The sequence below is a fragment of the Streptomyces lothianensis genome (assembly GCF_047779955.1).
Classification (GTDB): Bacteria; Actinomycetota; Actinomycetes; order Streptomycetales; family Streptomycetaceae; genus Streptomyces.
This window is the reverse complement of sequence record NZ_JBLMKT010000090.1, coordinates 1-8,640: the sequence shown is the minus strand read 5'-3', so window position 1 is coordinate 8,640 and position 8,640 is coordinate 1. Positions and strand designations below refer to the sequence as shown.

Sequence of the window (8,640 nt, the reverse complement as noted above, 5' to 3'; positions counted from 1 at the left end):
CCGACTACTGGGTCCGCCACGTCCGCGAGGCCGTCCGTTTCGCCGACGGCATCGGACACCTGGAATCCCAGGGCGTCACCACGTACCTGGAGCTCGGTCCGGGCGGTGTCCTGTCCGCCATGGCCCAGGACACCACCGCTGACGCGGTATTCGTCCCGGCGCTGCGCAAGAACCGCCCCGAAACCGAAGCGGTCGTCACCGCCCTCGCCGAGCTCCACGTCCACGGCACCCGGGTCGACTGGACGACGTACTACGCGGGCACCGGCGCCCAGCGCACCGACCTCCCCACCTACGCCTTCCAGCGCCAGCACTACTGGCTGGAGTCCCCGTCCGGCGGGGGCATGGACGCTCGGGGGCTCGGGCTGGAGCCCGCAGAGCATCCGTTGCTCGGGGCCAGGGCCGAGGTGGCGGGCTCCGAGGTCGCTCTCTTCACGGGCAGCCTGTCCGCGACCTCGCACGCCTGGCTCGCCGATCATGTCGTCATGGGCACCCAGCTGGTGCCGGGCACGGCCCTGGTCGACTGGGCGTTGCATGCGGGCGGGCGCGTGGGCACTCCCGTACTGGAGGAACTCACGCTGCGCGCGCCGCTCGTGCTGCCCGGTCAGGGAGCGACGGCTGTGCAGGTCGCCGTCGAGCCGCCCGACGCGGAGGGGCGGCGGGCCGTGCGTGTCCACTCCCGGACGTCCGGTGAGGACGGCGGCGGACCATGGGTGCTGCACGCCACTGGGGTTCTGAAGGACGCGTCCCCGGCCGCGGCCGTGTCCCTGGAGGAGTGGCCCCCGGCCGGCGCCGAGGAGGTCGGTGTCGACACGATGTACGCGGAACTGGACGGGCTCGGCCTGGAGTACGGGCCGGCGTTCCGGGGGCTGCGGGCGATGTGGCGGCGTGGGGACGAGGTGTTCGCCGAGGTTGTCCTGCCGGACGGCCCCGAAGTCCAGGCCGGTGACGTCGACGGTTACGGCGTGCACCCGGCGCTCATGGACGCCGCCCTGCATCCCGTCGGCCTCGGTCCGGCGCCCGGCCGGGATGCCGATGCCGGCCAGGGGCCGAGCGTGGGGCTGCCGTTCGCGTGGAGTGACGTGCGGCTCCACGCGGTGGGCGCCCGGCGGCTCCGCGTATGGATCGCCCCCTCAGAACCCTCAGAACCCTCAGGCCCTTCAGATCCCACAGGTCCTCCAGATCCTTCGGACCCCTCAGGTTCCGACGGTAAGGGTGTGTCCGTGGTCCTCGCGGACGGTACCGGGGCTCCCGTGGCGTCGGTGGGGTCGCTGGCGCTGCGTCCGGTGACGCGGGACCAGTTGGCGGCGGCGGGGCGTGGCGGGTTCCCCGGCGATGCCCTGTTCCGGGTCGACTGGGTGCCGCTGGGCGAGCCGCCGGCCGGTGTCGGTGCCGGTGCCGGTGTCGGTGCCGACGGCGATGTCGGTGGCGGTGTCGGTGTCGGTGACGCCGACGGGTGGGAGGTGCTGACCGTTGCGGACGCGGAGGCCGACGTCCACCACCGCGTGACTCGTGTCCTGGAGCGGCTGCAGGTCGCGCTGAGCGAGGAGCGTCCCGAAGGGCGGCGGCTTGTCGTGGTCACCTGCGGGGCGGTCGCTCCCGACGGCGGCGATGTTCCCGACCTGGGGGCCGCCGCCGTGTGGGGGCTCGTACGGTCCGCCCAGTCCGAGCACCCGGGCCGTATGGTCCTGGTCGACACGGACGGCTCCGTCGACGACCTGGCCGCCTTGGCGCACCTGGACGAACCACAGCTCGTCGTACGCGACGGGGTGCCGTACGGCGCCCGTCTCGTACGGGCCGACGCGCTCGACGACGGTGACCGGGGGCGTTTGGACGTCGACGGTACGGTCCTGGTGACGGGCGCCTCGGGCACGCTGGGCGGGCTCGTGGCGCGGCACCTGGTCGCGGCCGGGGGAGCGCGTGATCTCGTCCTCGTCAGCCGTCGCGGCGCGCAGGCGCCCGGTACGGCGGAGCTCGTCGCCGCACTGCGCGAGGCGGGTGCGACCGTACGCGTCGAGGCGTGTGACGTGGCGGACCGTACGGCGTTGGCCGCGCTCGTCGCGTCGATCACGTCCGGCGGCCGTCGGCTGGCCGGTGTGGTGCACACGGCCGGGGTCCTGGACGACGGTGTGCTGGGGTCGTTGACGGCGGAGCGCGTGGCTCGGGTGTTCCGGCCGAAGGCGGACGCCGCCCGGCATCTGCACGACCTCACGGCCGGCCTGGACCTGTCCTTCTTCGTACTGTTCTCGTCCATCGCCGGTGTGCTCGGTGCACCGGGGCAGGCCAACTATGCGGCGGCGAACGCCTATGTGGACGCGCTGGCCCAGCACCGCCGGGCGCTCGGACTGCCCGCCGCCTCCCTCGCGTGGGGGCCCTGGGCGGAGAGCGGCATGCTGGGGAGCCTGAGCGAGGCGGACGTGCGGCGGATACGGCGTTCCGGGATGGAACCGATGCCGGCGGCCCGTGGCCTCCAACTGTTCGACGCGGCCGTGGCCGACGGGCGGCCGGCCGCGCTGGTGCCCGTCGTCCTGGACCTGCCCGCGTGGCGGCGGAACGCGGCCGAGGCCGGGACGGTACCGCCTCTCCTGCGGCAGCTCGTACGGGCCGTTCCGCCGCGGGCGGCCGCCTCGGACGCCGGTGCCGGTGCCGGTGCCGTGACGGAGCGGACCCTGCTGGACCGGCTCGCCGAGGCCGCCCCGGACAAGCGCCATGCCGCGGTGCTCGATGTGGTCGCGAGCGAGGTGGCGTCGGTGCTCGGGCACGCGGCCGGGCACCGGGTGGGGGCGCGGCAGACGTTCAGCGAGATGGGCTTCGACTCGCTGACCGCCGTCGAACTGCGCAACCGCCTCAACGCCGTCACGGGACTGCGCCTGCCCGCCACCCTGGTCTTCAACCAGCCGACCCCCGACGAGCTCGCCACCCACGTGCTCGGTCTCCTCGGGCCCGTCGACCGTGCCGCGGGGCGGGATGCGGACCTCGACGCGGAGCTGCGCCGGCTGGAGGAGCTCTTCGAGGGGCTCACTCCGGAACGGGTGAGGGCCGCGACGCCGGACGGGAAGGCCAGGGAGGCCATGACGCAGCGGCTGCAGAGCCTGCTGTCGCGATGGCACGAGGCCGCCTCTTCGGGCGGTCTCGAGGACGGACTTCCGACCGGTTACCCGGACGGGTTCGCGGACGGCTTCGACGACCCGTCCGACGAGGGCTCGGCGGCCGGTGTGCGTGAGGACCTCGACGCCGCCTCCGACGACGAGCTGTTCGCGTTCATCGACGAGCGGTTCAGCGCGGCGTGACGCCGGCATGATCGAGCCCCCGGTCCTGTCCCTCGCTGTGGCGGGGACAGGACCGGGGGCTCACGTGGTGCGGCCGGGCAGGCGGCCACGGTCCGTCCGGGCGCTACTCGGCGATCTTGGTGCGGCCGACCCACTGGAAAACCGCGGTCGCGGAGTCGGCCGGCGTGTAGTGCTCGTAGCCGTTTCCGTGGCGGATCTTGATCTTCTCCTCCGAGAGGATCACCTCGCGGAAGTCTGTCAGATTCACCGTTCCGGAAAGTTCGGTAGGTCCTCCTTCGAGTCGGACGGGGCTGTTAGTCGTCGCCACGGAAAAGGCGGTGGTCTGTGTCATCGGCACACCTCTCGTCTCGATCCGACTCGATTGTTGTTCGTGTTCCGCCCTCCAAGCACCCCTGCTCGCCCCCGGTAGGGGATGGGAATTATTGGTAGGGGTCAATATCCAGTGGTTCTCTGGTCGTCTCGGATCAACTCTTGTCCGTACTCGGGCTGTTCCCGGTGGAATCCTGGAGCGCCGGTCATGGGTCGAAGGGAACTGTCTGGTGCACACACTGGGGATAGACACCCGAATGCAGCCCGTCTACCGAGTGCTTCTCGAACTCGGGGAATCGGATGTCGGTGAACTCGCTGCCCGGGTGGGCCAGGAGGAGACCAGCGTCCGTGCCGCCCTCGCGCGGCTCGCCCGCCTGAGCCTCGTCCGCCGCCGCCCCGGCAACCACCGCACGTGGTGTGCCGTCGCACCCGAGCTCGGGCTCGGCGCCCTCCTCGACCGCCAGGAGGCCGAACTCGACCTCCGGCGCCGGGAGGTCGACGCGAGCCGTTCCGCGGTCATGTCCCTCCTGGCGGCCCACCGCCCGGGCCGGTCCCCCGACGACACCGGCGTGACCAGGCTCGAAGGCCGCGAGGAGATACGCCTGGCCCTCGACGGGCTCTGCCGCCGGGCCACGGACGAGATCCTCGTCGCGCTCCCCGGCGACCCCCGTGTCCCTCATCTCCTCCAGAACGGCAAGGGCGCCGGCGCCCTCGAGGCCGCGCCCGCCCTCGGCATCCGCGTCCGCGCCCTGCACCTTGCCGCGGCCCGGCACGACACGCACCACCTGCACGGCCGCCGCCTCGCCGACGCGGGCGCCGAGGTGCGTACGGCCGCGACCGTTCCCCTCGCCGTCACCGTCGTGGACCGGACCGCCGCCGTCGTCGCCGGCGGGGGCGGCGGGGGTGCGGCTCCAACGGCTACGGCTACGGACGCTGATGCGACTTCGACTTCGACTTCGGCTTCGGTGACCGGAACCGCAAACGCAACCGCTCCGCACGCCGAACTCGTTACCTCACCTGCCCTCGTCGCGGCCCTGACCGCCCTCTTCGAACACGCATGGGAGGCCGCGCTCCCGGCTGCGGCCACCACGTCCGTCTCCGTACAGCGTCACCACGACCTCGACGACCAGGAGCGCGAACTGCTGGCGCTGCTCGGCGAAGGACTCACCGACGAGGTGGCGGCCCGACGACTCGGCGTGTCCCTGCGGACCGTGCGGCGCATCGCGGCCGGACTCCTCACCCGCCACGGCGCCAGGAGCCGCTTCCAGCTGGGTGTCGTCACCGGCCAACGCGGCTGGCTGCCCCACCCCGCATCCGGACGGCACCCGGCGGGCGGCGACGAACTGGCCGTACGCCGTCGTACCGCCTGAAGCGCCGGCGCCCCCGCTCCCGCCCCCGGGGGGCCCGCCTCCCACCCCTGGGCCCCTGTGCCCGGGCCCTGCGCCCCCTGCCTGTTCTTTCCCACCCTCCATCCGACACAGAGGCACATGCAGATGACAGAGAAATACGACGTGGTCGTCGCCGGCGGGGGCTCCGCCGGCGTCGCCGCCGCGGTGGCCGCGAGCCGCACGGGCGCCCGCACCCTCCTCCTGGAGCGCGGCCCCTGCCTGGGCGGCGCCGCGACCCTGCGCAACGTCCTCACGTACTGCGGGATCTACACCCGCGAGGACCCGCCCCGCCAGGTCGTCTTCGGTATCGCCGACGAGGTCCTGGCCGCGCTCCGCGCCGAGGGGGCCGTCAGCAGCCCTCAGCGTTTCAACGGCGTCTGCGTGGTCTTCGACCCCGAACCCGTCAAGCGTGTCCTCGACTCCCTCTGCGCCGACGCCGGCGTCGACGTGCGGCTGCACAGCCACGTCGCCGGCGCGGAACGCGACCGCGAGCACGGGCGGGTGACCGGCCTCCGCGTCGCCGGTCACCGTGGCATCGCCGAGGTCACCGCCGACGCCTTCGTCGACGCCACCGGCGAGGCCGACCTCGCCGCCTTCGCCGGGGCAGGCGTCCGCTACGGAACCGACGGCATGGTGCAGAACGGATCGCTCGGCGTCCGCTTCGGCGGCATCCCGCCGCACGTCGACGTCTCCCGCGCGCGGGTCACCGCGGCCGTGCACGCCGCACGCGAACGCGGCGTCAGCCCGCTGGTCTCCGCCCACGGACTCGTCGCCCGGCTCCCCGTCTCCGGCGACGTCATCGCGTACATCGTCGACGAGGCGTACGACGCCCGCGACGCCGCCGACGTCAGCCGCGCCGAAGCCAGCGCCCGCGTTCAGGCGCGTGCCTACCTGGAGGCCATCCGCTCCCTGCCCGGAGCCGAGGGCGCGTACATCGTCAGCACCGGCCCCGAACTCGGCACCCGCGAATCCCGCCACATCATCGCCCGTTACCGGCTCAGCGCCGACGAGGTGCTCGGTGCGGCCCGGTTCGAGGACGCGGTGGCCGTCGGCGCCTGGCCGGTCGAGTACCACCCCGCGCCCGGCGTCCCGTCCCAGTGGCACTTCATCGAGGGCGACGGCTACTTCGAGATCCCGCTGGGATCCCTGTGGAGTGCCGACACCGAGAACCTCTTCGCCGCCGGCCGCAATGTGGACGGCGACCGGCTCGCGGGCGGGTCCGTACGTGTCATGGGCACCGCCTTCGCCACCGGGCAGGCCGCCGGTGTCGCCGCGGCGCTCGTCGCCCGCGACGGTGCGGGGCTCCTCAGTACGGCCGACGTGCGCACCGAACTGTTCCGGCAGGGCGCCGTCCTGCCGGAACCGGCCCTCATCTGAGAGCCACCCCACCCCTCTCTGCCCATCCACGCCCCACCCCCTCCCCACGCGGGACGGAACTCGAGAACCCCGACCCCGGCCCCCTAGACGGGCCGCACACATAGGGGGAACGGTCCGGACCGCAGGGGTTGGGGGCACCGGCTCGCGCCTTCTACCGTCATCGGCAAGTGGCGGGAAAAGCGGAAAGGACCGACCTTCTCTCATGGGTGCCCCGGAAGTCGACCACACGCTGTGGCTCCGCAGTTTTCATGATTCGACGGACCGAGCGACACGACTGCTCTGTCTTCCGCACGCAGGCGGTTCCGCCGCGTTCTTCTTCCCGGTGTCCCGGAGCCTTTCCCCCGAACTGGACGTCATATCCGTCCAGTATCCGGGGCGCCAGGACCGCCGCCACGAAAACTGTGTCGAAACCATCGAAGAACTCGCACGGCAGATCGTCGACGTTCTCGACCCCCGGCCCGACGGCCCGCCGATCGCCCTCTTCGGACACAGCCTCGGCGCCACCCTCGGCTTCGAGATCGCCCGCCTCATGGAGGCGCGCGGCACCGCCCCCTGTCACCTCTTCGCCTCCGGCCGCCGCGCCCCCTCGCGCCCCCGGCACGAGACCGTGCACCAGCGCGACGACGAGGGCCTGCTCGCCGAACTCCGCCTGCTGAGCGGCACGGACGCGCGCGTCCTGGGCGACGAAGAGGTCCTGCGCATGGCACTGCCCGCCATCCGCAGCGACTACCGCGCCGCGGAGACGTACACGTACGAGCCGGGCCCGGCCCTGTCGTGCCCGATCACGGTCTTCACCGGTGACAAGGACCCCAAGGTCTCGCTCGACGAGGCACGTGCCTGGGAGACGCACACCGCCGCCGACTTCGACATGCACACCTACCCGGGCGGCCACTTCTTCCTCTCGGACCACTCGGCGGCGATGCTCAAGGTGATCTCCGACAGGCTGGCGCCCGTCACGGCCGGAAGCCACTAGGCACTGGCTGCTGGCTGCTGGCTGCTGGCTGCTGGCCACTGGGCACTGACCACTGGCCACTGGGCGCGGCGACGCCCCGGAGGAGTGGGACGGGACGGGCGGGCGGCGCGGCCGGTGAGGCCCGCCCCCGCCCCTCTGCCGTCTGCGGCCATTCGGTTCCTCCCGCTCCCCGCGCCGACAGGCGCCGATTGATGAAGTTCCAGCTCGTCGGTTTCTCGGACAGGTGACGCTCTGATGGCGAACGAAGAAAAGCTCCGCTCCTACTTGAGGCGAGTCACAGCCGACCTGCACGAGACCAGCGAGCGGCTGCGACGCGCCGAGGCCAAGGACCGCGAACCCATCGCCATCATCGGCATGGCCTGCCGCTACCCCGGCGGCGCGGCCGACCCCGAGGGCCTGTGGCGCCTCGTAGCCGACGGCACCGACGCGATCAGCGGCTTTCCCACCGACCGCGGCTGGGACACCGAGAACCTCTACGACCCCAAGGGCGCCCAGCCGGTCACCCGCGGGATGAGCGCCGGCGGCTTCCTGCACGAGGCGGGCGATTTCGACCCCGCCCCCTTCCGGATCTCGCCGCGCGAGGCCCTCGCCATGAACCCCCAGCAGCGTCTGCTCCTTGAGACCTCCTGGGAAGCCGTCGAACGGGCAGGCATCGCCCCCGACTCCCTGCGCGGCAGCCGCACGGGCGTCTTCGCCGGCCTCATGTACCACGACTACGCCACCCAGCTCGCCGACAGCGATATTCCGGACGGTGTCGCCGGACTCCTCGGCATCGGCAACATCGGCAGCGTCGCCTCCGGACGCGTCGCCTACTCCCTGGGCCTGGAGGGCCCGGCGGTCACCGTCGACACCGCCTGCTCGTCCTCGCTGGTCGCCCTGCACCTGGCCATCCAGTCCCTGCGCAACGGCGAGTGCACGATCGCGCTCGCGGGCGGCGCCACGGTCATGGCCACGCCCGCCGCCTTCACCGACTTCCAGCGCCAGGGCGGTCTTTCGACCGACGGCCGCTGCAAGTCCTTCTCGGACACGGCGGATGGCACCGGCTGGGCCGAGGGCGTCGGCATGCTGCTCGTGGAGCGGCTGTCGGACGCCCGCCGCAACGGCCACCAGGTCCTCGCGGTGGTGCGCGGTTCGGCGGTCAACCAGGACGGTGCGAGCAACGGCCTCACCGCACCGAACGCCCCCGCTCAGGAACGCGCCATCCGCGCCGCACTCGCCAACGCGGGCGTCTCGGCGGCGGACGTGGACGCGGTCGAGGCGCACGGTACGGGTACGACGCTGGGCGATCCGATCGAGGCGCAGGCCC

General features: G+C 72.8%; 6 protein-coding genes. 5 read left to right on the top strand and 1 reads right to left on the bottom strand.

From position 1 onward, the window contains the following. On the top strand, window positions 1-3,287 hold a 3,287-nt coding region (locus ACLF6P_RS29585; protein WP_415954494.1), incomplete at its 5' end, for a type I polyketide synthase. A gap of 103 nt (window positions 3,288-3,390) precedes the next feature. On the opposite strand, the gene ACLF6P_RS29580 is transcribed toward ACLF6P_RS29585, so the two are convergent. Next, a complete protein-coding gene (locus tag ACLF6P_RS29580; protein ID WP_415954493.1) occupies window positions 3,391-3,618 on the bottom strand; it encodes a DUF5988 family protein in 228 nt (75 codons plus the stop codon). Between the two features lie 208 nt (window positions 3,619-3,826). Between ACLF6P_RS29580 and ACLF6P_RS29575 the strand changes: the two genes are divergently transcribed. The 4 genes from ACLF6P_RS29575 to ACLF6P_RS29560 all read left to right on the top strand — a co-directional run. After that, window positions 3,827-4,966, top strand: a complete 1,140-nt coding sequence (locus ACLF6P_RS29575) for a helix-turn-helix domain-containing protein (RefSeq protein WP_415954492.1) — start codon at window positions 3,827-3,829, stop codon at window positions 4,964-4,966. A gap of 123 nt (window positions 4,967-5,089) precedes the next feature. Continuing rightward, entirely contained in the window at window positions 5,090-6,361 is a 1,272-nt protein-coding gene (locus ACLF6P_RS29570; protein WP_415954491.1) for an FAD-dependent oxidoreductase, read from the top strand. A 202-nt stretch (window positions 6,362-6,563) separates the two neighbouring features. Beyond that, window positions 6,564-7,334, top strand: a complete 771-nt coding sequence (locus ACLF6P_RS29565) for a thioesterase II family protein (protein WP_415954490.1) — start codon at window positions 6,564-6,566, stop codon at window positions 7,332-7,334. A 231-nt stretch (window positions 7,335-7,565) separates the two neighbouring features. After that, window positions 7,566-8,640: beta-ketoacyl synthase N-terminal-like domain-containing protein (locus ACLF6P_RS29560; protein ID WP_415954495.1), on the top strand; the 1,075-nt coding region annotated here is incomplete at its 3' end.

Coding starts and splice junctions, on each gene's coding strand:
- ACLF6P_RS29580 (WP_415954493.1), bottom strand. CDS start 3,618: ATGACACAGACCACCGCCTTTTCCGTGGCGACGACTAACAGCCCCGTC.
- ACLF6P_RS29570 (WP_415954491.1), top strand. CDS start 5,090: ATGACAGAGAAATACGACGTGGTCGTCGCCGGCGGGGGCTCCGCCGGC.
- ACLF6P_RS29565 (WP_415954490.1), top strand. CDS start 6,564: ATGGGTGCCCCGGAAGTCGACCACACGCTGTGGCTCCGCAGTTTTCAT.